General features: G+C 61.2%; 21 protein-coding genes. 4 read left to right on the top strand and 17 right to left on the bottom strand.

Annotated elements, in window-relative coordinates; all coding sequences use genetic code 11:
* Positions 1-42 precede the first annotated feature (42 nt).
* From HV782_RS04650 to mdaB, 7 genes are all read right to left on the bottom strand, one after another.
* Positions 43-1,455, bottom strand: coding sequence for a hypothetical protein (locus tag HV782_RS04650; RefSeq protein WP_128614478.1), 1,413 nt, complete (start codon positions 1,453-1,455; stop codon positions 43-45).
* A 130-nt stretch (positions 1,456-1,585) separates the two neighbouring features.
* Complete coding sequence (locus HV782_RS04645; RefSeq protein WP_186746319.1) at positions 1,586-3,043, bottom strand: N-acyl-D-amino-acid deacylase family protein; 1,458 nt, start codon at positions 3,041-3,043, stop codon at positions 1,586-1,588.
* Position 3,044: 1 nt separating this feature from the next.
* Positions 3,045-3,905, bottom strand: a complete 861-nt coding sequence (locus tag HV782_RS04640; RefSeq protein ID WP_123464445.1) for a MurR/RpiR family transcriptional regulator — start codon at positions 3,903-3,905, stop codon at positions 3,045-3,047.
* 15 nt (positions 3,906-3,920) lie between these two features.
* Positions 3,921-5,270 carry a GntP family permease gene (locus tag HV782_RS04635; RefSeq protein WP_186746321.1) on the bottom strand — a complete coding sequence of 450 codons (1,350 nt, stop codon included), beginning with the start codon at positions 5,268-5,270 and terminating at the stop codon, positions 3,921-3,923.
* Between the two features lie 377 nt (positions 5,271-5,647).
* Positions 5,648-6,541 carry an NAD-dependent epimerase/dehydratase family protein gene (locus HV782_RS04630; RefSeq protein WP_186746323.1) on the bottom strand — a complete coding sequence of 298 codons (894 nt, stop codon included), beginning with the start codon at positions 6,539-6,541 and terminating at the stop codon, positions 5,648-5,650.
* 103 nt (positions 6,542-6,644) lie between these two features.
* Positions 6,645-7,556, bottom strand: a complete 912-nt coding sequence (locus tag HV782_RS04625) for a LysR family transcriptional regulator (protein WP_186746325.1) — start codon at positions 7,554-7,556, stop codon at positions 6,645-6,647.
* 112 nt (positions 7,557-7,668) lie between these two features.
* A complete protein-coding gene (gene mdaB / locus HV782_RS04620) occupies positions 7,669-8,259 on the bottom strand; it encodes an NADPH:quinone oxidoreductase MdaB (RefSeq protein WP_186746327.1) in 591 nt (196 codons plus the stop codon).
* Positions 8,260-8,441: 182 nt separating this feature from the next.
* On the opposite strand from mdaB, the gene HV782_RS04615 reads away from it, so the two are divergent.
* Entirely contained in the window at positions 8,442-8,756 is a 315-nt protein-coding gene (locus tag HV782_RS04615) for a putative quinol monooxygenase (RefSeq protein WP_186746330.1), read from the top strand.
* Here the strand turns inward: HV782_RS04615 and HV782_RS04610 are convergent.
* Positions 8,746-9,510 carry a sulfite exporter TauE/SafE family protein gene (locus tag HV782_RS04610; protein WP_186746332.1) on the bottom strand — a complete coding sequence of 255 codons (765 nt, stop codon included), beginning with the start codon at positions 9,508-9,510 and terminating at the stop codon, positions 8,746-8,748. The genes HV782_RS04615 and HV782_RS04610 overlap by 11 nt on opposite strands.
* A 234-nt stretch (positions 9,511-9,744) precedes the next feature.
* Between HV782_RS04610 and HV782_RS04605 the strand changes: the two genes are divergently transcribed.
* The 3 genes from HV782_RS04605 to HV782_RS04595 all read left to right on the top strand — a co-directional run bounded on the left by HV782_RS04605 (position 9,745) and on the right by HV782_RS04595 (position 11,868).
* Positions 9,745-10,626 (top strand): LysR substrate-binding domain-containing protein, encoded by an 882-nt coding sequence (locus HV782_RS04605; protein WP_186746335.1) that lies wholly within the window; start codon positions 9,745-9,747, stop codon positions 10,624-10,626.
* 55 nt (positions 10,627-10,681) lie between these two features.
* A complete protein-coding gene (locus tag HV782_RS04600) occupies positions 10,682-11,257 on the top strand; it encodes an NAD(P)H-dependent oxidoreductase (RefSeq protein ID WP_123464432.1) in 576 nt (191 codons plus the stop codon).
* 200 nt (positions 11,258-11,457) lie between these two features.
* The gene (locus HV782_RS04595) at positions 11,458-11,868 is read left to right on the top strand and encodes a MerR family transcriptional regulator (protein ID WP_123464430.1); all 411 of its coding nucleotides are present in this window, start codon (positions 11,458-11,460) and stop codon (positions 11,866-11,868) included.
* Positions 11,869-11,937: 69 nt separating this feature from the next.
* Here the strand turns inward: HV782_RS04595 and HV782_RS04590 are convergent, their stop codons facing one another.
* The 9 genes from HV782_RS04590 to HV782_RS04550 form a co-directional block, all read right to left on the bottom strand.
* Complete coding sequence (locus HV782_RS04590) at positions 11,938-14,559, bottom strand: efflux RND transporter permease subunit (RefSeq protein ID WP_128615149.1); 2,622 nt, start codon at positions 14,557-14,559, stop codon at positions 11,938-11,940.
* A 33-nt stretch (positions 14,560-14,592) separates the two neighbouring features.
* On the bottom strand, positions 14,593-15,429 hold the full coding sequence (locus tag HV782_RS04585; protein WP_123464428.1) for an outer membrane lipoprotein-sorting protein: 837 nt from the start codon (positions 15,427-15,429) through the stop codon (positions 14,593-14,595).
* Between the two features lie 68 nt (positions 15,430-15,497).
* Complete coding sequence (locus tag HV782_RS04580; RefSeq protein WP_186746337.1) at positions 15,498-16,796, bottom strand: DUF1302 family protein; 1,299 nt, start codon at positions 16,794-16,796, stop codon at positions 15,498-15,500.
* A gap of 2 nt (positions 16,797-16,798) precedes the next feature.
* Positions 16,799-17,563, bottom strand: coding sequence for an SDR family NAD(P)-dependent oxidoreductase (locus tag HV782_RS04575; protein ID WP_123464424.1), 765 nt, complete (start codon positions 17,561-17,563; stop codon positions 16,799-16,801).
* Positions 17,560-18,297, bottom strand: coding sequence for a 3-oxoacyl-ACP reductase family protein (locus HV782_RS04570; protein WP_123464422.1), 738 nt, complete (start codon positions 18,295-18,297; stop codon positions 17,560-17,562). Before HV782_RS04570 ends, HV782_RS04575 begins: the two co-directional genes overlap by 4 nt.
* 9 nt (positions 18,298-18,306) lie before the next feature.
* Entirely contained in the window at positions 18,307-21,177 is a 2,871-nt protein-coding gene (locus HV782_RS04565) for an aminotransferase class III-fold pyridoxal phosphate-dependent enzyme (RefSeq protein ID WP_186746339.1), read from the bottom strand.
* Between the two features lie 54 nt (positions 21,178-21,231).
* Positions 21,232-22,440 carry a beta-ketoacyl synthase N-terminal-like domain-containing protein gene (locus tag HV782_RS04560; protein ID WP_123464418.1) on the bottom strand — a complete coding sequence of 403 codons (1,209 nt, stop codon included), beginning with the start codon at positions 22,438-22,440 and terminating at the stop codon, positions 21,232-21,234.
* Positions 22,437-23,732 carry a beta-ketoacyl-[acyl-carrier-protein] synthase family protein gene (locus tag HV782_RS04555; protein ID WP_123464416.1) on the bottom strand — a complete coding sequence of 432 codons (1,296 nt, stop codon included), beginning with the start codon at positions 23,730-23,732 and terminating at the stop codon, positions 22,437-22,439. The genes HV782_RS04560 and HV782_RS04555 overlap by 4 nt, the downstream gene beginning before the upstream one ends.
* Positions 23,729-24,787 (bottom strand): beta-ketoacyl synthase, encoded by a 1,059-nt coding sequence (locus HV782_RS04550; RefSeq protein WP_186746341.1) that lies wholly within the window; start codon positions 24,785-24,787, stop codon positions 23,729-23,731. Before HV782_RS04550 ends, HV782_RS04555 begins: the two co-directional genes overlap by 4 nt.
* Between the last annotated feature and the right edge of the window lies 1 nt (position 24,788).

The following is a 24,788-nucleotide window of genomic DNA, read 5'->3' as shown; positions in this document are numbered from 1 at the left end:
ACCTATGGAAAAGGCCCGTACTCGACGAGCCAAATGGCCGAATCAACGCAGCGTCTTGAGTACCAGATCGCTGTAGAAAAAACGGTTCTTGTCGGTGCGTGCAAAGAAGAAATAAGCATAATCCGACAAGTAGTAGTAGGTGTTGACCCGATTGTACTCATCGCCTTCTTTACTGCACTTCAACTCTTTAGCCGAGCCGCTCAAGGTTGCATTGAGTTGGCTCGCCGACAGTTCGCGAACAACGGTGCAGTTGGTGTTTTCCTGGCGCTCGTCGACTTTGCCGAGCAGCGAGTTAGTGCTGCTGAACGTCGCTTTGTAGGCCAAGCGTCCGTTGACCGGCATATGCTGCCAGTCGCCGCTGAAGCTTAGGTTGATGACACTGGACGTGTCTTTCATCGAGGGCCCCTTTGAGACGCTGAAACGGCTCAATTTCGCCAGATCCAGCAGCCCGCGAAAGGTAACGGCATCGCTCTCATAATTGGCGCCTGATAAATGCAGAGTCAGTTGCTGCGAGGCGCTATCGATTTCGAAGTGGCGCACTTCGCGCATGTCTATAGTCTTGCCCTGGTAATTCGACTGGCCCGTGATTTCCACATAGTTGAGCGGTTTAACGGCGTCCGGCATGTTCAGTTGTTTGATGGCTGATGTCACTGCCGGGGTAAGCGTTGGCAGAATCACTGGAACGCTTTTCTTTGCGCGGGCAACGAACTTGGGCAGTTGCGCTGCTGATTCGGGTTTTTCACAGACCAGTTTGAACAGCCGCTCGTAGTCGTCGTTGCTGCCGCTGATTGCACTGGAGGTCAATGCAATCGCGTCCTGTCCATCCGTGACAGTGTTGTCGGCATCCAGATCGTAACCCGCCACCACACGGTAGGTCTGCTTGCCACAATCGACTGCGTAACGCTCGCGCTTCTGTGCATAGGGAGCGTCGTAGGGCACATCGAATCCAATCAAGGGGTTGTCGTAGGCCGCCCAGAATCTCAGTTCGGAACCGTCCTTCTTGAGACTGTTGCGATCAAACAATACCCATTGTTCCTCGCCGCGGCCTTTGACCACTCGCCAATCCGAAGCCGGCGTGCTGGCACACGCCTTGATGAAGTCAGGGTTGTTTTTCAACATCCCGAGCACGTTGGCCGGCATCGCTCGACCGATCGAGTACTGCTGACCATTGAGCCCCGGATACATCCGAGCGCCGCCGCCCAGATACAGCAAGCTGGCACGGTCGGCCGCGCAGGAGGCTTCCATCTGAAAAACCACACCTGCCGCCGCTTGCGCATTGCCGGACTGACTGATCTGGAACGTCAGGATATCGCCTTCGCGCATAACCGAATCGCTGACCAATGGACGTGCGAGGATATCCTTGAACAAGGCCTCGGCTTCCGTCACCTGGCGTGATTGTGGACTGACACAACCGGCCAGTAATGTGACGGCTACGAGCAAACAAACGCGGTACATGAAACTCCCTGGGGCGACAGACGCCAAATCCACTGAATGTCAGCGATTCGGCTTGGTCGAGGGAATCTTTAATTCCAATGTGCCATCACTGCACAAAAATCCAGACCACGTCGCAAACCTGCGACTGCGGTTATACAAAACCTTTGCGCAGGTCATCTTCACGGGCGAGGAACCGTCCTGCGTGGCGTCCTGAAGACTGCCCCTCCTGGTAGCTCAACACGCCGTTGACCCACACCCCGTCAATCCCTTGCGCCGCTCGTTGCGGGTCATTGAAATCCGCCACATCGCGCACGGTCACCGGATCGAACAACACCAGATCCGCCCAGTGTCCTTCGCGAATCTCGCCCCTTTCCTTCAAGCCAAAGCGCGCCGCCGATAATCCGGTCATCTTGTGCACGGCGGTGTGCAGCGGAAACAGCCCGACGTCGCGACTGAAATGCCCGAGAACCCGTGGGAAAGCGCCCCACAGGCGCGGATGCGGGAACGGGTCTTCCGGCAGTCCGTCAGAGCCGACCATCGACAACGGATGGGCGAGGATTCTTCGCACATCGGCCTCGTCCATTCCGTAGTACACCGCGCCCGCCGGTTGTAGGCGTTTTGCCGCGTCGAGCAGCGGCACGCTCCATTCGGCAGCGATGTCGATCAGGTCGCGGCCGCTGACTTGCGGATGCGGTGTCGACCAAGTGATGGTGATGCGATGCGCGTCGGTGACTTGCTTCAGATCCAGCGTCGAAGAACTTGCCGCATACGGGTAGCAGTCGCAGCCCACGTGCTGGGTTTTCGCGGCTTCCTCCAACGCCGCCAGCAACTGCGGACTGCGTCCCCAGTTACCGACTCCGGCGCATTTGAGGTGGGAAATGATCACTGGCGAGCGCGAATGACGGCCGATGCTGAACGCTTCATCCATCGCCTCCAGCACCGGTTCGAATTCACTGCGCAGGTGCGTGGTGTATACCGCGCCGAATGCCGTCAGTTCTTCGGTCAGTTGCTTCACTTCGTCGGTGGAGGCGTTGAACGCACTGGCGTAGGCCAGACCTGTGGATAAGCCGAGCGCACCGGCTTCAAGGCTTTCACGCAATTGCTCGCGCATCGCAGCGATTTCGCCTGGCGTGGCGGTGCGGAACAAGTCATCGAGGTGATTACTGCGCAGTGCCGTGTGACCGACCAGTGCAGCGACGTTCAGCGTGGTGTTGGCCGCTTCGACCGCCGCACGGTAATCGCTGAAGCGTGGATAGACGAAGGCTGTCGCCGTACCCAGCAGGTTCATCGGATCCGGCGGATTGCCTTTCAGCGTCACGGGCGAGGCGCTGATCCCGCAGTTGCCGACGATCACGGTGGTCACGCCTTGGCTGAGTTTGGGCAGCATCTCGGGTTGGCGGATGACTACGGTGTCGTCATGGGTGTGGACGTCGATAAAACCCGGCGCCAGCACGCGGCCGGCGGCGTCGATTTCTTCGGCAGCGCTGGCGTCTTGCAAGTCACCAATGCGCTCGATGCGACCAGCACGAATCGCCACATCGGCGCGGTAGCCGGGCGTGTTGCTGCCATCAATGACCAGGGCGTTGCGAATCAGCGTGTCGTACAGCATGTCAGTCTCCCAGCGGCAGGTGATCGTCGCCGCCACGGTATTCGTCGAGGGCGAGCTTGATCCGCCGCAGACGTTCTTGATTGTCTTCAGGATTGGCCAGTGCCAGCTCGGTGGCGAGTACGTCGATGGCCAGCAGCATGCCGTAGCGCGCCGCCGTCGGTTTGTAGATGAATGAGGTTTCTGCGCCTTGCAGCGGCAGGACGATATCGGCCAATTGCGCCAGCGGCGAGCCGGCGCGGGTGATGGCGAGGATGCGCGCGCCGTAGTTGCGCGCCAGCTCGACCGTTTCCAGCAGCTCTGGAGTGATGCCGGTCAGCGAGCAGACGATCACCACTTGTTCGGCATTCAGGCTGGCGGCAGTGACGCGCATCATCACCGCGTCGTGACACACCGCAATCGGGTAGCCGAGGCGCACCAGCCGCACCTGCAATTCGTCGCTGCACAGGGTCGAGCAACCGCCCATGCCGAACGCATGAATCATCCGTGCCTGGCCGAGCATTTTCACCGCATCGGCGAAGCGCGATTCGTCAAACCCGGCCAGATGCTGGCGCAGCGTGGTTTCGATATCGCCGACAATCTGCCCGTAGAACGCCGACTGCTCGGGGGTGCCCGCCGGATCGAGAAAACGGCTGCCAACGCCGCTGGCCTGAGCCAGTTGCAGGCGCAGATCACGCAGGTCGCGACAGCCCACGGTGCGGGCGAAACGCGACAGCGTGGCGGTGCTGACTTCGGCGCGGCGCGCGAGGTCTTCGAGACTGGCGCTCGCAGCAAAACCAACGTCGTCGAGCATCAGCCGGGCGATGCGGCCCTCGCCGGCGCTGAAGGAATCCTGACGGGCGCGGATCTGATAAAGGATGTCCATGGCGGCGGGCTCCGGTTACAGCAGGTAGGAAAGGCCGACGGTCAGGCCGAAAGCGACCAGCGAGATCAGCGTCTCGAGCACGGTCCAGGTCTTGAACGTCTGCGCGACCGTCATGTTGAAGTATTCCTTGATCAACCAGAAGCCGCCGTCGTTGACGTGGGAAAAGATAACCGAGCCGGCACCGGTCGCCAGCACCAACAGCTCAGGGTGTGGATAACCCAGACCAATGGCCACCGGCGCAACCACGCCGGACGCTGTGGTCATGGCCACGGTCGCCGAACCGGTGGCCACCCGCATCAACGCGGCGAACAGCCAGCCCATGATCAGCGGCGACAGGTGAAATTCGTGGGCCAGGCCGACGATCTGATCGGTGACACCGGCGTCGACCAGAATCCGGTTCAAGCCGCCGCCGGCGCCCACCAGTAACGTGATACTCGCGGTCGGCGCCAGGCATTCGTTGGTGAATTTGAGGATCGACTCGCGATTGAAGCCCTGGGCGATGCCCAGCGTCCAGAAGCTCAGCAAGGTCGCCAGCAACAGCGCAATCACCGAGTTGCCGATGAACAACAGGAACTGATTGAAACCGCTGCCTGGCGTGGAGATCAGGTTGGCCCAGCCACCGATCAGCATCAGCACCACCGGCAACAGGATGGTCGCCATGGTGATGCCGAAACCCGGCAGATCGTCGCGCGGTTCGCGGTCGAGGAATTGTTTTTCCAGCGGGTTATCCGCCGGCAAATGAATGCGCGGCACGATGAATTTGGCGTACAGCGGCCCCGCGATAATTGCCGTCGGAATGCCGATGGCAATCGCATACAGCAAGGTCTGCCCGACCGACGCCTGATACGCCTGCACCGCGAGCATCGCCGCCGGGTGCGGCGGCACCAGCGCATGCACCACCGACAGGCCGGCCACCATTGGCAGGCCGACCATCAGAATCGACACGCCGACGCGGCGCGCCACGGTAAAGGCAATCGGCACCAGCAAGACAAAACCGACTTCGAAAAACAACGGCAGGCCAACCAGAAAGGCAATGCAGACCATCGCCCAGTGCGCGTTCTTCTCGCCGAATTTCGCGATAAGCGTGCGCGCCATCTGCTCGGCGCCACCGGATTCGGCCATCATCTTGCCGAGCATCGTCCCCAGCGCCACTACCAGCGCAATATGCCCCAGCGTCTTGCCCACCCCGGCCTCATACGCCCCCACCACACCCGACGGCGGCATCCCCGCCACCAGCGCCAGACCGATGGAAATCAGAGTGATGACAATGAACGGATTGAGCCGGTAACGGGCGATCAACACGATCAGCGCGATGATGGCGACGGCGGCATAGACCAGCAGCCAATAGCCGAAGGAAGGCGTCATGCGGTACTCCTCGAAAGGGTCACGTTCGAATGGGTTGTGAAACTCATAAATCATTTCGAGATCGAGTTTTCAAACCACATGAAAGTTATTTTCGTGGAGAGGTAAGGCGTGTCGCGAACGGATATGTCTTGTCGCGATAAATGAAAATCACGGGGCGGGATTTACATGACATTCCGACAGATGAGAAACCCGTGTGGGAGCGAGCCTGCTCGCTTCCACATTGATCGCAATCCTTTAACCGAAATGCAAAAACCTGTGGGAGCTGGCTTGCCAGCGATGATGGCCGCACATTCAACACAGATGCTGACTGGTCGACCGCTATCGCTGGCAAGCCAGCGCCCACAGGTTCGGTGGTGTTTACAGAGGGGGTGTACGACTCACACCATTTCGTTACGAATCCATTCCACCACCGACGTACGCTTCGGCGCCCAGCCCAGCAGTTCGCGGGCGTGTTTGCCGCGTACGCGGCTGTTGGAGCCGAGGCCGTAGTTGGCCATTTCGTAGCCCCATTCGGCTTCGGCGTCTTGCAGCGGCCAGTCTTGTGGCTGGCCGAGGTTCAGGGCCTGGGCCATGGCGGTGGTCATGTCGATGAATGACGCTTCACCGCTCTCGACGAAGTAGAAGGTACCCGGCACGTTCTTGGTCAGCGCCAGCAGGTACAGGGCGACGACGTCTTCGATGTGCACGTTGGACCAGATGTTCTGGCCGCTGCCGACGTGCCGCACCACGCCGCTTTTGCGGGCCTGTTTGAGCAGGCGCGGCAACTGCACGCTGTCGCGATTGACGCCCAGGCTGTGGCCATAGATCAGGGTGTTGCAGATCACCGCCGAATTCACTCCGTCTTTCGCCGCCGCGAGGATCAGGTTGTCGATGGCCACGCGGGCCGCCTTGTCGACGGTCGGTGGCGGCAGGTTGTCTTCGACGTAGATAACGTCGCTGGACTTACCGCCCGAGGCATCGCCGACGATGCTCGAACCGCTGGTGTGCAGGAACGCTTTGTTCGAGCCGCGCAACGCGTCGAGCAAGGCTTCGACCGCACCGCGATGGTCGCTGCTGGCAGCGTTGATCACCGCGTCAGTCGCGCGGGCCTGTGCGGCCAGCAGCGTGCTGTCTTCGAGGGTGCCGATCACCGGGGTGATGCCCAATGCCTTCAGCTCATCCGCCTGCTCGGCGCTGCGCACCAGGCCCGTGACATTGTGCCCGGCCTGGAGCAGACCGGTGGCGATGGAGCCGCCGATAAAACCGGCGGCGCCGGTGATGAATACCTTCATGGAGAAACTCCCTGCGTGAATAAGTGATGGGGCGAGTATCGGCCGCCGAGCGTGCGGGAAACACCCGCCCTCGCCCAATTCACTCTTGCGCAGAGGTCACGAATCAGCCCTTGAAGTCGGCGTTGGCGTAAGCGACGAGTTTGCTCTGGATGAAGTCGAGGAAGCATTGAATGCGCAGCGCCAGTTGCGAGTTACGGTAGTACACGGCGTTAATCGGCTGACGATAACCGCTGTTGAATTCCGCCAGCAGCACCTTGAGGCGCCCGGCACGGATGTCGTCGATGGTCATGAAGTGCGACAGGCAGGCGATGCCCTGACCTTCCAGCGCCAGATGGCGCACGGTCTCGCCACTGGAGGCGCTGATCGCCGGGGTGATCGGCCAGCGGTCGCCGTGCACGTAGCGCAGCGGCCATTGGTTGAGGCCTTCGTTCTGGGTGAAGCCGAGCAAGGTGTGTTCGCCTAGATCGGCGACTTGCTGCGGCGCGCCGTGTTTCTCCAGATACGCGGGGCTGGCGACGATCAGCAACGGACTGCAGCCGAGGGAGCGCGCGTGCAACGTCGAATCGGCGAGGGTGCCGATGCGGATGGCGATGTCGGTGCTTTGTTCCAGCAGGTCAATGATCAGGTCATTGCTGTTGAGTTCGAGCTGGATGTCCGGATAGAGGCGGCGGAATTCGTCGATGTAGGGGACGACGGCATGCAGCATGAACGGCGATGCGGCGTTGATCCGCAGGCGTCCGGACGGGGTTTGCTGGCGCGAGGACAGACGCTCTTCGAGGGCGTCCATCTGATCGAGAATCAGCTTGGCCTGCTCGAAGAAGTACTTACCCTCCTCGGTCAGGTCCATGCGCCGTGTGGTGCGGTTGATCAGCGTGGTGTCGAGCTTGGCTTCCAGCCGTGACAAGGTGCGACTGACCGCCGACGGCGTCTGCCCGACCTGCTCGGCTGCGGCAGAAATCGAACCGCACTCGATCACGCAGACGAAAATCTGCAATTCATCGGATCTGGCTTTCACAGGTATCCCTTGGGCTGATCATCACCCTTGTATTGTGGGGAAGGTATCCAATTGTGGCGAGGGGATAAATTCCCCTCGCCACAGATCACTTGCCTGGCCCAAGGAAATCACTTCACGCCTGGAGGCCAAACACCTCTGTCAGATGCTGCTCATAGCGCACCACATCGTTCTCGATGTTCGGCCGCTTCATCACGTCGACACAGAGGAACGTCGGCAACCCGGTCATGCCGAGAAACTCATTGGCCTTGTGAAACGGGAAGTACACCGCGTCCACGCCTTTGGCTTCGAAGAAGTCGGTCGGGTCATCGAAGGCCTGCTGCGGTGCGTTCCAGGTCAGCGACAACATGTATTGCTTGCCCTGGATCAGGCCGCCACTGCCGTACTTCTGCGACGCATCGGAACGGGTACGACCGTCGCTGGCATAGAGGCTGCCGTGGCCTTCGGTGAACACTTCGTCGATGTACTTTTTCACCGTCCACGGCGCGCCCATCCACCAGCCCGGCATTTGATAAATGATCACGTCGGCCCAGAGGAATTTGGCCACTTCTTCTGCGACGTCGTAGCCCTCGTCGATGAACGTGGTCTTGACGTCGACACCGCCGCGATCCAGCACACTCAGCGCGGCTTCGTGCAGGGTGGTGTTGTAGCGACCATCGGAGTGGGCGAATTTTTTACCGCCATTGAGCAACAATACTTTTTTCATGAAAGCGCCTCGCGCAGCCATTGGGCTGGAGAAAGATGGGCAAAGGAATGGCGGCAGGTTACCCCCCCATCACGCGCGGAATAAGCCGCGTGGGCGCAAAATACATTTGATCAAAATGCACGAATCTAATGCCGATTGTTGCAATAGCATTTCCGGCTATCAGTATTTGAGGAGTTGTTTTGATGAATGAACACCACGGTTTTATCCTGCACGCCAAGACTCGCCCGGAGAAAGCCGATGCCTTCGAAGCGCTGTTTCGCGCTTACGTCGAACCGAGTCGCGCCGAGCCCGGCTGCATCGAGTACCACATGCTGCGCGACAAGGAAGACCCGACGCTGTTCATCTTCTACGAGATCTGGGAAAGCCAGGCGCATCTGGACGTGCATTCGAATCTGCCGCACATGCGCGAGTTTTTCGAGAACCGCATGGCGTACCTGGAGCGCGATTTCGATATCCGCCGGATCGACATGCTCAGCGAATCCTCGGCTAGCCGCTGATCAGCAAATGGGCGCCGAGCGCGCCCAGTCCAATGAAGAATGCGCGCTTGAACAACACCGCGCTGATCCGCTGCCGCAGCCATTGGCCGAGCAACATGCCAAGCACTGCCGGGATCAGCGCCAACAGCGAGGCACTCAATTCGCCGCCACCCAGCGCGCCGCGCCAGAGCAAACCACCGGCCAGCGCCAGCGTTGAAACGGTGAAGGACAGACCCAGCGCCTGCACCAGTTCATCACGACTCAAGCCCAGCGCCTGCATGTAAGGCACCGCCGGAATCACGAAGACGCCCGTGGCCGAGGTGATGACGCCCGTCAGCAAACCGCACAGCGGACCGAGCCAGGTTTCGTGGCGCGGTTTGACGTGCATCGCTGGCAGGAACAACCCGCTCAACGCATACAGCAACAACGCCGCGCCCAGTCCGCGTACCACCCAATGTCCACCGGCCATGCCGATCCACAAAGTGCCGACGCCGGTGCCGAAGAAAATCATCAGCAGCATCGGCCACAGACGCTTGAGCAATCCTTTCAGATGCCCGCCAAAGGCCAGTTGCCAGACGTTGGTCAGCGTAGCCGGAATGATCAGCATGGCGGCTGCCTGTGACGGAGCCATAGCCAGACCGAGCAGGCCCATCGCAACGGTGGGCAGGCCGAGGCCGATCACGCCTTTGATCAGGCCGGCGAGGACAAAGGTCGCGATGACCAGCAAAGACAGAGCCAGCCCCAGGTTTTGGTAGAAATCTGCGAGTGTGTTCATGGCGCTACTGTGCGCCAGTCGGGGTTGGCTGAAAATCCGCCATATACTGAGGGTGCCTCTCACTGAGCAAGAGGCTGATATTGTCTTTGGCGCTTCTGGCCCCATCGCTGGCAAGCCAGCTACCACAGTATTTTTGTTGTTCAAACATTTTCAGATCAACACTGAAAACTGTGGGAGCTGGCTTGCCAGCGATGAGGCCCGCCCCGACACCACCAAAACCAGAGGCTGCCAACCATGCACTTCGACCTCACCGACCTGCGCCTCTACCTGCACATCCTCGACACCGGCAACATCACCGCCGGCGCCGCCCGCAGCCACTTGTCCCTGGCCGCCGCCAGCGCCAGAATCCGCGCCATGGAAGCCTCGCTTGGCGTCGATTTTCTTGAGCGCGGCCGCCGTGGCGTCACCCCGACTGCCGCCGGCAAAGCGCTGGCGCAACACGCACGGATCCTTCTGCAGCAGGCCGAACGCATGCAGCAGGATCTGGCCGAATACGCACAAGGCGTGAAAGGCCAGGTGCGCTTGCTGTGCAACACCACGGCGATCACCGAATACCTGCCGGAGGTGCTGGCGGACTTTCTGCGCAGTCATCCCAATCTCGACATTGATCTGCAAGAGCTGCCAAGCGCACGCATCACCCACGCCCTGCGCCAGGGCGCAGCGGACATCGGGATTGTCTCCGATGCGGTGGACACCCACGGTCTACAGACCCGCGCCTTTCGCGATGATCCGCTGATGCTGATCCTGCCGCCGGCGCATCCGCTGGCCGAGCAGCCTTCCCTGACCTTTGCGCAAACCCTGGCGCATGATTTCGTCGCGCTCGGCGCCCATAGCGCGCTGGCCATTCACCTGGAGGAACAGGCGCTGCACATCGGCCAGCGCATGGCGATCCGCATCCGCACCGATGGCTTTGACGGAGTCATGCGCATGGTGGCGCGCGGGGCGGGGCTGGCGATCGTGCCGAGGGTCGCGGTCGAGCGCTGGGCCTCGGTGCATTCGCTGGTGTGCCGACCACTCGACGAGATCTGGGCGAACCGCGCCCTGCAACTCTGCGCGCGGGATTTCGCGCAGTTGCCCGGTTACGCACGGGCCTTGCTCGACGCATTGACGCCTTGACTCTACCGCTAGGGGCAGACTCTATCCTGTGCGCTTCATTTCAGGAGTACACACAATGAGCAAACGAATGCTCGTGATTCTGGGGCACCCCTCCACCGACAGTTTTTGCGGGGCATTGAGCGAGACCTACGTGCAGGCGGCCAAAGACGCCGGGCATGACGTCCGCCTGCTACGCCTGGATGCGCTGGATTTCGACCCCGTGCTGCACGAGGGCTACAACAAGGTGCAGCCACTGGAGCCGGATCTGCTGCAAGCCCAGGCCGATATCACCTGGGCCGAGCACCTGACGTTTGTCTATCCGATCTGGTGGGGCGGGATTCCGGCGTTGCTGAAGGGTTTCCTCGACCGGATTTTTCTGCCCGGATTCGCCTTCAAGTACCGTGAGGGCAAAGCCTTTCCGGACAAGCTGCTCAAGGGACGCACTGCACACCTGCTGGTGACCATGGACACGCCGCCCTGGTATTACAAGTGGATCTATCGCATGCCGGGCCTGCACCAGATGCGCAAGACCACCCTGGAATTCTGCGGGATCAAACCCCTGAAAACCCTGACGTTCGGACCGATCCTGGGCTCCAAACCCGGCCAGCGCGATATCTGGCTCGAACAGGCCCGGGCAACCGCTGCCAGCTGACGTTGCCTGTCTGAACCACTGACGGCGCAGTCGCCGCCGTCAGTCCGCCACCGGGCTGCCGTCGCAGGCCCGTCCGTCGCCTGTGCGCGTCATTTACGCACAGTTGCAATACCTCGATGATATTCGACATATAATCGCCCCCCGATCTGGCATGACGCCTGATCGCGCTACGCCCTGTTTGATCATCGAGACGGACCTTTATGTATATTGGCAAAGCCGCCCAGCTGTCGGGCACCACAGTCAAAAGCATTCGCCATTACGAAGAAATCGGCCTGTTGCCCGAGCCCAAGCGTGAAGGCAAATACCGCATCTACAGCCAGCAAAGCGTTGAAGTGTTGACGTTCATCAAGTGCGCCCAGCAATTGGGCTTCAAGCTCAAAGAGCTGCAGGTGATCCTCAACAACTACCGCGGCGACGAGTTTCCCTGGGACATGGCGCAACGTGCGATTGCCGAAAAAAAAGCCGAACTGGTGTCCCAGATCGGCGATTTGCAGCAATTGCACGACGGCCTTGAAGCGTTTGAGAACAACCTCAACGATGCCCGCCAGGAATGTCAGTTCGAGCGCATCGCCCGCTATGGCGAAAAAAACCCGGGCAATACACTGAACTGAAAACCCTGCTGCACCGTATGACCGGGCTCGCCTGCCGCCTCAGGGCCTGCGCACCCGGTCGGCGGCGAATCAGCCCGGCACCGCCTCTGTCTCTGCCTCAGTGCGGGGGGCCTGAACCGGCGCATGCACTGGCGCAATCGCCGCAAAGAACCACGGCGATACCAGCGTCACCAGCACAATGGTCATGACCCCACTGGAAAACAGCGCCATCGCCACCAGTGCACCGAGGTCGACGATCGGTTTGAAGTCGGAAAACAGCAGCGCCATGAAGCCCACGGAGAAGATCACCACGTTGATCACCGTCGAGCGTCCGACGCTGTGCATCGCCTGCAGAATCGCCGCATCAATTTCGATGCCCTGCTGCACCAGCAGCTTGATGCGCGACAGCAGGTGCACCGCGTAATCGACCACGCCCACCACCAGGAACGTCACCAGCGTCGTGCCGATGTTCAGTTCGATGTTGAACAGGAACATGAAGCCGTAGACCGTCACCGAAGTGGTCAGCAAGGTCAGCATGCCGAGGATCCCGAGGCGCACCGACTTGAGCCAGTACATCATCATCAACGTGACGACCAGCAGCGCCAGGGAAAAGCTCAATACCTGGCCCTGAGTGATTTCCTGCAACACACCGGTCCAGATCAATGGCGTGCCGGCGTGGGTCACTTCGAGGTTGGCGGGTTTGTTGATCAGCAACCAGGCATCGAGGCGATCGAGCATGCCCTGATAGTCGCTGGCGACCGACGAGGTCATGGTGTACAGGGTCAAGGCCTTGGAAAAGTCCGCATTGAGTACGTTGTTCAAGTCGGAGCCGCCACCGTTTTCGAACAGCATCACGTGCTGCTCGATCAGCGAATTGCCCGGCACTTCAAACTGCTCGACCTGCCCGTCATCATTGACCGACGTGACCTTCTCCAAGGCATTCGGCACCCGCAGATAATCCGGATTCATGTCGTTGAGCACCAGGTTCATGCGCTTGACGTAAGTGGCCAGCGAGTAGCCGTAGCTGACGTTCGGCTGCTGCTTGATGAAGTGGTCGAGCTTGTCGATGAACTGCACCACGTCGGTGGTCAGCACCCCGCGCGGCTCCTTGCTGTCGATGGCGATCCAGCCCGGCGCCGTGCCCGCGACCTTCGCGTGATTGATGAATTGATCGGACACGCGAATGTGGCTCTCAGGCTTGAAGTAGGCAATGCCGGAGTCTTCGATATCGACGCGGAAGGTGAACACCGTGGCCAGCGCCAGCAGCGGCAGCACGACCAACAGGATCGGCTTGCGAAAGCGGATCATCCAGGCGCAGAACGCGACCAGGTAACGCGAGATGATCGATTCCTTGTGCACTTCAGCCTTGGCTTGCGCTGGCTGATCCTTGCCCCACAGCGAGATCCACGCCGGAATCAGCAACAGCGAAATGATCAATGCCGCCGTCAGGCCGATGGACATGAACACGCCGAAATTGCGAATGCTGACAATGTTGTTGGTGGTGGAAATCATGAACGTGGCGATGGTCGTCACCGTCGTCAACACCACCGGCACCACCATCAGGCGCTGGGTTTCACGGTTGGCTTCGCGGTTGCTCTTGCCGGCGTTTTTCTGCTCGTAATATTCGGCCATCACATGGATCGCGTCCGAGCAGCAAATGGTGAACAGGAACACCGGCAGCACACTGGTCAGCAGGTCGAACGGCACCCGCAACAGCGCCATCAGCCCGAGGGTCCAGATGGTGCAGAACAGAATATTGAACAGCGGCAACAGCACGCCCAGCGGTTTGCGGAAGAAGAAAGTCAGCAACAGGGTGATCAGCAAAAACACGATCGGGAACAGCACGGCCAGGTCGTGGTCGATGATTTCCTGCTGCGCGGCGATGAAGATCGGCATGCCGGCAATGAAAATTTCGTCCTTGTACTCCGGATGATCGGCCTGATATTGCGCAACGATGCCGCGCACGATCTGATAGGCGCGCAGTTGCGCCTGGGCATCGTCCTGCTTGGTGCCGAGTTCGGCCACCAGCATCGCGACTTTCTTGTCCTTGGACACCACCCCGTCGACCATCAATTCGTTGCCCATGATCTGCGACTCGACCACGGCCGGGTCCATGTCATAGGCATTGAGGGTCTTGTGAATCAACAGCTCGCCGTCGTCGGTCAGGACGATGTTTTCCAGGTCGCCCATCGAGGCCATTTCGCGGATCGGGTTGATCCGCTCAGCGAGAAAGGTCAGGAACAGCTGATCGTGCGAGTCCCAGTTCTGGCTCTGCGCATGGTCACGCAAAGCCTTGGCCTGGGCATAGTCGTTCTGGGAAAAGCCGCCCTCCAGGATGTCCCGGGTCAACAACTGCGCGCGGCTGTCATTCGGGTACTTGCCGACGATTTGCGCCAGTTGCTCCTTGTCGGCATCGTTGGCCAGAATCATCTTGCGCACTGACTGCGACATCGAAAACAGCGCGTTGAGCGTCTGCTTGTTGAACACCGTCTGCGGGTTGTTCAGCGCCACCATCACCGAGTCGAAGGTGCCGGTGAACTCACCCTGCAAGTCGATGATGGTCTTGCGCGCCGGGTGGCTTTCCTTGAGCAGATAAGGGTTGGTGTCGGAGACCAGCGCGCCCAGCGTATAGGTGAAATACGCGGTAATCGCCACCAGCAGGAAAACAATCGCCCGCGCATAACGCTCGACGAAATTCAGATATCTTTCCATGATCATGCGGTTCCAGGTCGTCGGGGTCGGCGCTTAGCGGGCAGACACGGCAAATTCCGGCAAGTCACCGGATTTCAGGCCGCGCTTGATCGCGGTCTGGGTAAACAGGCGGTCTTCCAGCGGGACGTTGTACTGCAACTGGTTGAAGCGCATTTCCGAGCGCGTGCCGTCGATGAAATGTTCGGTTTCACTGAGCACGATGCTGTCGATCGAGTCGATGGTCGCGACTTTCTGCGTGCGCATCTGCTTGATCAACACGCCTTTGACGTCGAAAAAGTCCTGGCGCATGACCAGGAAGTTCTGCTTGTCGATCCACACCTTCAGCTTGTTGTAGCCGGTCTTGGCCAGCACTTCAGGGGATGCCGGTTCGCGCTCGATCACGTAGCAGTCGCGGCCCTTGATCTGCTCTTCGCCGACGAGTTTCTGCGAGTAATCCTTGACGCGGATCTTGTCCAGGTCGGCATACGAATACTCACTGCCCATGAACGAGCCGCGCTTGTCGGTGGTGGAGATGCGGCGGGTCTGGCGGCTGACCGGCAGGTACATCCACTGGCTGTCTTCCAGGCCCAGGGTTTCGTGGGGGTTCTCGATGTGGAAGGCAACGTCACGCACGTCGGTCGGCGCGGAAAAGTACATGCTGAATTTGTCGCTGTCCGGGTAGTCCTTTTGCAGGTAAGTGAACTCGCGAACCCGGGTATTGCCCTTCTTGTCATGCAGGATCAACGAGACCTGGGACATGAAGCTGTTACCGTCGTTGCGATCACGCACCTGACGGATGATGTCATCGGCATTGCCGGCTTCGGCGGCACTGGCGCAGGCGCTGCCCAGGATCAATGCGGCGGTGGTCAGACTTTTCAAAAACGGCAACATAAGAACTTCCCTTTTCATCGGATGAATGCGTGGGCGCCTGCACCAGCGTGGCGACAGGCGCAATGGGGTTAAAACAGATAGCCGGCCGACAGGCGCAGCTGGTCGTGCTTGCGGTACTCGCCGAAAGACCGCTCAGGTCTGCCGAAGAACACGTCCACTTCCAGGCCGAGCTTGATGTAGTCCACCGGTTTGTAGGTGAAGATGCCTTGCAGCAATGCGTTGTCCTGAAACGGTGGCGAGGCGGCGGCCACCAGACGACTCTTGAGACGGTCCTGCCAATGGGTGCCTTCGGCTGACAGGGTGAACAGCGGTTCGCGCTTGTCCTGCAACATCCCGTCCTGCCAGTCGAGCAGCACTTGTTCCTGCCACTGCGCGGAAATCAGCCAGTCGCGCAACAGGTAATCGACCCCCAGCAATGACTTGACCATCGGCGTGCTGTCGGCACCGTAGGCACGCGTCGGATTGGTCACGCGCCAGTTGTCGAAATACGCCACCTCGCTGCGCACCACGATGCTGTGCCCGGCGTCGATCGCCAGCCCGGCACCGCCCATGGTGTAACGGGGAAACTGCCGTTCCAGCCGAGTGCGACCGTCGTCGGCGAGGCCTTCGACCGCGTACACCGGGTCCTGCTGACGGGCGCTCAAGGCGACAAAACTGGTGTCCACCGCGCCGATCCGGCCGTTGGCGCTCAGGCCATAGGAATAACCCTTGTCACCGTCATAGCCAGGTTTGGAATCGAGCAGGAAATATTGCGGGTCCGGCGCGGCAAACAGTGGCGCGGCAAACTCACTGCCGGCCACCGGCGGCTGGTTTTTCACAAAATCGGTGATCCACAGCGCTTCCAGTTCCCACTCGCCCACCGGTTGCGCAAACCGCACCATCGGCACGGCGATGCGGCTGTCTTCGAGCAGCGGGGTCAGGCCGTCGCGGTAGTCCAGCGGGTTGATCTGATCGAGCACGCGCAACTCATCGGCACGCCCCCAGACCACTTGCTGCCAGCCGACCGTCACCTCGCCATCGCCCAGCGCATGGCCCACATACAAGTGCCGCCAATCGGCATCGAAACGGTATTTGTCCCGCGCCCGCTCGCTGTACGGTTGGTTGCCGTCGTAGCGCGCGTCATACCGCACGCGGCCCTTGGCCTTGTAGTAACCGCCGTCCCAGTTGTCTTCCAGGTTGGCCTTGAAATACACGGCTTTCTGCGTGACCTGATCGTCACCGTGCAGGCGCACGGCCGTGGCCACGCCGATTTCACCGTCGGCGTAATCCGGCTTGAGATCATCGACGGTGAATTCGGCCATCGCGGCGGGCGCGGCCAGGCACGTCCACACGGCACAGGCGAGGTGGCTGATGTGAAATCGAGGCATCGTTACATTCCCAACCCGACACCGCCATCAATCACCAGGCTCTGGGCAGTCACCCCTCCAGCCTCGGGACTGGCCAGATAACGCACCATCGCCGCCACTTCTTCGCTCTGGATGAAACGGCGCATCGGCAGTTTCTTCTTCGCGTTGCGCACGATCTGTTCCTGGGTCAAACCGGCAATCGCCGCTTGCGTCGCCAGTTCACCCTGCAACATCGGCGTATCGATCCAGGCCGGCAGAATCGCGTTGACGGTGATCTGCCGCGACGCCAGGTCCAGCGCCAGCGCCTTGGTCATGCCGACGATGCCGTGCTTGGACGCGCAGTACGCGGTATTGCGCACCTTGCCGGCCCGACCGAGGATCGACGACATGTTGATGATCCGGCCCCGATCGGGCATCAGCGCCAGACACAACGAGGTCACGTAGAACGTGCCGTTAAGGTTGACCGAAATCACCTTGTGCCAGTTGTGCAGATCCTCCGGCTCGTTCTCGTTGCAGATACCGGCGCTGTTGACCAGCACATCAACGTATTCGACTTGCGAACCGAGGGTCTTGAAGAACGCCTCCATCGCCGGCAGGTCGGCAATGTTCGCCGCGTGGGTTTCGACCCGTGCCTTGATCTGCGCGTGTTGTTCATCGACCCAGCGCTGCAGTTCCGGCAGATCGAGATCCAGCAGGATCAGACGATTGTCGGCCTCGGTGGCGAAATTCTCCGCCACCGCGCGGCCGATGCCCTTGGCGGCACCGGTAATCAGAATGGTCCGGCTCATGGCATTTTCAGCCCGCCGTTGACCGGCAGGACCTCCCCGGTCAGGTACAAACCGCGATCAGCGAGGTACAGCACCGCTTCGGCAATTTCTTCAGGTTCGGCGTAGCGTTTGATCAGCAGGCGCGACTGGATTTCTTCCTCCTGACTGCCGATCAGCGCCGTGCTCATCTCGGTCTTGACGATGCCCGGCGCTACCGCATTGACGCGAATGTTGCGCGGCGCCAATTCCACGGCCAGGGCACGAGTCAGCGACTCGACCCCGCCCTTGGCCGCGGCATAATTGCTTTGGCCCTTGCCGGGTTTTTGCGCCGCCACCGAACTGATATTGACGATGCAGCCACTGCGCTGGCGCATCATCCCCGGAACCACCTGCTGACAGCACAGCAGGGTGCCGATCAGGTTGGTCTGGATCACCTCGACGATGTCGCGGGCCGACATCGTCGCGAGCAAGCCGTCACGGGTAATGCCGGCGTTGTTGACCAACAGATCGACACGCTGGAAATGCTGGTCGACCCGTTCGAAAAACGCCTTGATGCTCTCGCCGTTACCGACGTCGCATTGCAGCGCCAGGCAGTCGATGCCCGACGCCTGCACTTCATCGCGCAAGGCCATCGCCGCCACTTCATCGCGCACGTAACTGAACGCGATCTGATAACCCGCGCGGGCGAGGGTCAGGACAATCGCCCGACCGATGCCGCGACTGCCACCGGTCACCACTGCTACTTTATTCGGCATGACCGTTCCTTAAAGCGAGTTGTCGGTTTTGAACTGGGCGAGGCTGAAGCCGTGGGTCGCGGCCAGTGCACGAATCTGCTGCACTTGCTCGCGGCTGATGTCGCCGTAGGAGTAGTGCTGTTTCATACCGGACAGGCCCATCAGCACCGACTCGGCCATGCACGCATACAGCTGACCTTGCTTGAGGTAGGCGCGGACGTTTTTCACCAGGCCATCGCCCAGTGGTGTCTGCACGATGCCGCCATGCATGTAGAGCACGTCGGCGCGCTGGCTGGCGAGGTTCTGGTCAACGTTCAGCGGCACGGCGATGTCGCAGATCACGCTGTTTTCGGCGAAGTGCTCGGCAAAGAGAAACGGCTGCGGTGCGTTCGCCGCGCAGAGCACGATGCGCGCTTGCTTCAACACCTCAAGATCGTTGCTGACCGTGATAAAGGCGTTGGCGCCCAGGCGTTCTTCAACCAGCTTCGCCACGCGTTGACCGAGGTCGGCACTGTTGCCGATGGCCTTTAGCAGCGCTTCGATACCGTCGATTTGCTGCAAGCGCCGGGCGAGACGATCGTGTTCGGCGACACCCTTGAGGATCGCCCGGGCGGCTTCGGCGTAGATCTGTTGAGCGGTTTTCTCCAGGCGGCGCAGCGAACCGTCGCGACCGCTGCCGATGAGGATCAGGTGCTCGACACTGGTCGACAACAACGAGGCATAGGTCGAAGCGATGTTGCCGGCGGCGCCGACAACCGCAGCAGTCTGCTCGCCCAGCTCAAGGCCCTGTTGCTTGCAGCCCTGTTCGATGGCTTCCAGGCCCATGCCGATGGTCAGTGCATTGCCGGAAGTCAGCGCCATGTCAGGAATCTGCAGCGCCTGGCAGTTGTTGGTCACGATCGAGGTGTACATGCCCAGACCGGCGACGCTGTAGCCATCGGCACGGGCATCCTTGATGCGATTGCCAACCTCTTCACGGATGGTTTGCAGATCACCGCTGGCGATGTACGCAGCCATCGCATCGGAGTCCATGCACAGCGGGTACAAGGTGAACTCCACCGCCGTGCCGAGTTTCGAACGAATCTGCACTGGGCCGATCGGCGCGGCACGGCGCTCGGGGGCCATGCGTTTGATGAACTCGCGCTTCTGTTCAGCGCTCAGGGTCGACAGCGAAGGATCGACATCGCTGAGCATGTCCGAATCGATCAAATGGTTGATGAACGCCACGCGAGCCACCACGCGCACGTTCTCGTCAGACTTTGGGCGGGTTTCGGTCTCCTTGAAGCTGACCTCGCGTGCTGGCACGTCAGCGATGCTGTCGGCACACACACCGGCGGCCAGCGGGAAGGCATCGCGGCGGCGCAGCATGTCGCAGACTTTTTGCAGGGAAGCGATCAACCCGTCAATTTCCGCAAAGGTGATGCACACCGGCGGTTCCAGACGGATCACATTGGCGTTGCTGCCCGACGGCGCCACGCGCAGGGATTCGAATTGCAGCAGGTAGCCGGCGATGATGTAGCCCAGCGCATCGTTGTACTGCGCCGATGCCTGAACCAGTGAGCTGGTGCCGGTCAGGTCGTGCAGTTCGAAACCCAGCAGCAAGCCGCGGCCACGCACGTCGGCGATGACGTCCGGATAGGCCGCCTTGAGTTCCAGCAACGAAGATTTGAGGTACTCGCCCTTTTTGTTCACGTCCTTGAGCATCGCGCTGTCGTTCTCAAACAAACGGCGCAGGGCCGACAGGGCGATATGGCAGGACGCATCGTCTTCGGCGAAGGTCGAGCTGTGGATGTAGCTGAAATCGTTTTCGTAGTGGCTGGCGCGGATCACCGTCGCGGCGATTTTCATCAGGCCACCGCCCAGGGCTTTCGACAGGCAGTAGTAATCGCCCTGCAAGTTGAAATGGCTGGCGCCGAGCAAGGTGCCGGTGCGGCCGAAACCCGATTGCACTTCGTCGATGATCAACGGGCACTGCTGCTCGTTGCACAGGCGGCGCAGGCCCAGGTAGAACTCGCCGGCGAACTCGTTGATGCCGCCTTCGCCCTGGATCGGTTCGAGCAGGACTGCGGTGATCGCGCTGAACGCCTCGCGCCGTACCTGCAGGGTTTCACCGCTCCATTCCAGGCTCAGCCAGTGACGGATATGCCGGGCCGGCAGTTCTTGCAATTGCTGCGGCTGCTGCGGGTCGATGAACTCGACGTTGAGACCGAAACGGGCGAACGGCTTGCGGTACTGCTTGCCATAGGTCAACTGAACGGTGTTCACCAGTTTGCCGTGGAAGCTGCCGCGCACAGCCAGGAACACCGGCTCGACATGCAACTGCGCCAGGTTGTGCTGACGCACCGCTTCGGCCACTTGGCGCACGGTGACGCAGGACAGATTCTGCGGCAGCAGGCCCGCTGGCAAATCGAGATCGTCGATGTCCAGTTCGACATAAGCCTTGTCGCTGGCAACCAGATTGGCGAGGGCGAAATCGCGCTCGTCGAATTGCTTCTGCAGGTTTTTCTGACGACGGTATTCGGCGTGCTTGACGGCGATTTCCACCGACTCGGCGCCGCTGTTGGAGAAGGTCGAAATGTAGCGTTCGTTGTTGTTCAGCTCACGGTTGAACGCCTCACTGAGTTCGCGCCCCAACTGGCCGGCGGCACCGCGCACCGACATCTGCGCGTTGAACGGCACATCGGCACGCAACAGGCTGCAGAGCTGATCGACGAATTGCGGATCGTTGTGGCCATACAGCGCAGCCCCGTAACCGCCGAGGAAGTCGGTGACGGTCACCTCTGCTCCCTGCTTGTCGCGGTAAAACAGTTTGCTGCCGAGCGCACGATGGAACTGGCACTCCAGGCCCAGGGCCTGCATCAGTTCAACGAATTTCGGCCGTACGTAATCGCGATAATCCATGACAGTTATATCCCTTGAGTGAAAAATCAGATGCGCTGCGTTGCGTCCGGACAGTCAGTCGGCCGCGTGAAATTCCAATTGAAAACAGGCGCTGAAGCCGTTGTCGTCGCGGTTGATGACCAGGCAATCGTGCAGCACGGCATCGCGCGGCTGCGCCATGACAAACGGCAGATGCGGGTCCACCGGTTGCTCAAGACCGATGATCGGAGCGACGCTTTGCGCCTGCAGGGTTTGCCGGGCGAGAATCAGATCCACCAGGCTCGGCGCACCACTGAGAATGCCGGTCAGCGGCGTGCTGCTGGTGATGTGCGCGGCACCGGTTCGCGCCAGTGTGCGGGCCAGGTCGGCGTCCTTTTGCGGGTCACCGGTGGCGCTGCTGATCAACAAATCAACCTGTTTATCCGGCAGGTTCAGCGAGTCCAGGCGTGGGTGCGCAAAGAGCCCTGTCAGACAGGTCTGCGGCCCGGCCGGCAGGTCATCGGCACGTCGCAGCACCACGGCCGCAGCGCCTTCGCCGACAATGCCGCCGTGTCCCTGGCGATCGAATGCGCGCAGGTGCTGCGAACCGTCGGTGCTGATCACACCGGCCTCGGCCAGGGCAGCCAGCGCCAGCGGATCGAGCTCACTGCCGGCACCCACCACAATCGCCGCATCAATGCGGCCACTGTGCAGCGCCGCGCAGGCTTCACGCAGCGCCGCCAGATTACCGGCCACGCCTTGCATGTAGGCGTTGCACTCGCACTCCAGTTTCAGCGCCAGACTGACCACGCCGAGCAAACCGTTGCTCAGGCTTTTGAGCACCAGAAACGGATCGAGCGCACGCTCCTGCAGCACCCGTTGGGCGAGGCGTCGCATGTCGGCACCGTTCTCGGTCTGACATTCCTGCAGCAGTTCGCCGTAGGACGTCAGCGATGGATGGGTGTAGCCGCCCTGACAGCAATAGAGACCGAAACGCACGTCGCTGGCACCCGGCTCGAGTCCGGCTTGCGCCAACGCCTGACGCACCGCGCTGACACCCCAGATCACCGCCGGCGGGCAGTAACGCTGCAGGTTTTGCGCGACGTCCTGGCGACTGCGTTGATGCGCTGCATCGCTGACGTGGCCGAATGCGACGACCCGCTCACTGTGCAACAGCGACGATTGCAGGGGCGAGATCGCGCTGCGACCTTCAAGGGCCGCCGACCACAATCGGTCGACGCCCCAACCGCTGGGCAACACACAGCCGCTACCGGCAATGGCGATACGCGCGGTGGCATGAGTCATTGTCCGTGCTCCCGATATTTGCCAAGGGCCAGCGAGGTGTTGAGGCCACCGAATCCGAAGGAATTGCTCAGCGCGTAATCAACCCGACGGCTGACAGCCTGACCGGGGCAATAATCCAGATCGCACTGTTCATCGGCGGTATGCCGGTTCACCGTTGGCGTGATCTGGTCATTCAGGCAGGCCAGCGCAGTGACGATGCATTCCGGCGCACCGGCGGCCGCAATCAGATGGCCGAATTGCGATTTGTTGGCGCTGACCGCCAACGCCCGATAATGCTGCTGTTCGGCGAACACGCTCTTGATCGCCAGGGTTTCGGCAACATCGTTGAGCGGGGTCGAGGTACCGTGGGCATTGATCAGGTCGATCTGCTGTGCGCGCAGGCCGGCGTCGTCCAGCGCGGCCTGCATCGCCAGTGCGGCGCCGCGTCCTTGCGGTTGTGGCGCGGTGACCTTGTAGGCATCCAGGCTGCTGCCGAAACCCAGCACTTCGGCATAGGGCGTCGCGCCACGGGCCAGGGCATGCTCGAGGCTTTCGAGGACGACAAAACCACCGCCCTCACCGGCAATCAAGCCGCTGCGGTCGCGGTCGAACGGCCGGCACAGATCGGCGCCCCAGCGTTGTTCGCCCGAGGCGGCGCCGAGCAGGTACAGCGCGGCCATGGTGTCCAGGTTGAGCACCGAATCGGCACCGCCGGCCAGCGCCACGCTGACTTCGCCACGTCGAATCATCTGAAAGGCATTGCCGATGGCCTGAGAAGCACCGGCGCAGGCACTGCTGATGTTGATCACCGGTCCTTCACACCCCAGATCGTCGGCGATCACACGCGCCAGCCGGTCATTGCTCTGACGCAGCGAACCTTCGGCACTGACCTGGGCCGATCGCGACATCAAATGCTGCCAGCCCGGCACACCGCCCTGCGGCGACTCGGTCAACAGCATGTCGGCGAGCATGTGCTGCGGTGCCCCCGAAGCACACAACACCGCCGCGCCGCGCAACTGCTCTGGCTGCAGGCCGCTGTCGCTGACCGCCTGGGTGGCAGCCACCCAGCCAAAGCGGCTGCGCTTTTCCAGGGGCAACGTCCAGGCCGGGTGGTCTTGCAGTTTTTCCGGCATCAGGCGCATGTCGACAGGCGCGGCATAGCGCACGGCAAATGTCCCGTCGTCCACGTCATCGGGTTGCCACGGCCGCACACAATGTTCGGCGCCGAGCATTTTTTCCCAGAGGGTCTGCCATTCGAAACCGAAGCCGGTGACGGCGCCCATTCCGGTGATCACAATCCGTGTCGCACTCATGCGTGCTTCTCCATGGTTTCACTGGCCAACAGCAACGCGCCCCAGTGACCGGCGCGGGTGTGGCTGACAAGCAACGTGTAGCCCGGCGTCGCGGCCGCTTCACGGCTGAGGTGCAACGTCAGGGCAACATCGGTCAACAGGCCGCTGGCGCCCAACTCACCGGTGAAGACCCGCGTGTGGCGCATGTCGTGCCGGGAGGCTTGGAGCACGCTCATCAATTGAGCGTCATCGCCGTTGCCGACGAGGTGCTCGACGTCGCCCAGACGCAGCTTCTCGCGACTCAGGGCCTGTTCGATCACACGTTGACCGACCGCAGCAGCGCGTTGCGGATCGACGCTGTAGCCGCGGGCAAAACCGGCCACGCGCAGCATCTGTGTCGCCCCCGCAGGCGGGGTCGCGGCCAGCAGCAAAGCCGCTGCGCCTTCACCGAAAACCGGTTCGCCTGCCGGATCGGAGTCCCGCAGGTACAGCGCCGGCGTCAGGTTCGGGCTGCTGCTGACCACCAGCGCCGCATCGGCACGGCGTTCGCCGATCTGCTGGCAGGCTTCGATCAGCGCATCGAGCCCGGCGTTGTCCTGAGAACAGAAACCGCCCATCGGCCCATGGCAATTCAGCGCTTCGGCGACATAAGCCATGACGCTGCTGTTGAGCAGGGTCAGCGCGTGCAGCGGCGGCGTATTGGCCAGCAGTTGCACAAGCTGTTTTTGCGGCTGTTCGATGATCGCTTGGACCGCGTCCCAGCAAGGGCTCGGGGCGTCGACCTCCGGAATGGCCGCCGTCAGGGCGATGCGCGACGCGGGCAATTGCAGTGCCGCCAGCGCTGGCGCCAGCCGCGCGGTGCAATGCAGCAGCCGCAACCCCTGCGGCTCGACGCTGCGCTGGATTTTGCGGTCGAACAGGTCACTGGCCAGACGCGGCGTCGGCAAGGCAAATGCCTGGCGCCGAGGGTCAAAGGCCAGTGGCTGGGCTACCGGCGGGGTGCCAAGCAAGTCGGCGCATTCGCTGCCGGCCGCGTTCAGCACGGCAGCGGCATTGATATAGATGGCTCGGTTCATG

The sequence above is a fragment of the Pseudomonas monsensis genome (assembly GCF_014268495.2).
Classification (GTDB): domain Bacteria; phylum Pseudomonadota; class Gammaproteobacteria; order Pseudomonadales; family Pseudomonadaceae; genus Aquipseudomonas; species Aquipseudomonas monsensis.
Note: the sequence above shows the minus strand (reverse complement) of the source record. Positions and strands in the feature narration are given on the sequence as shown.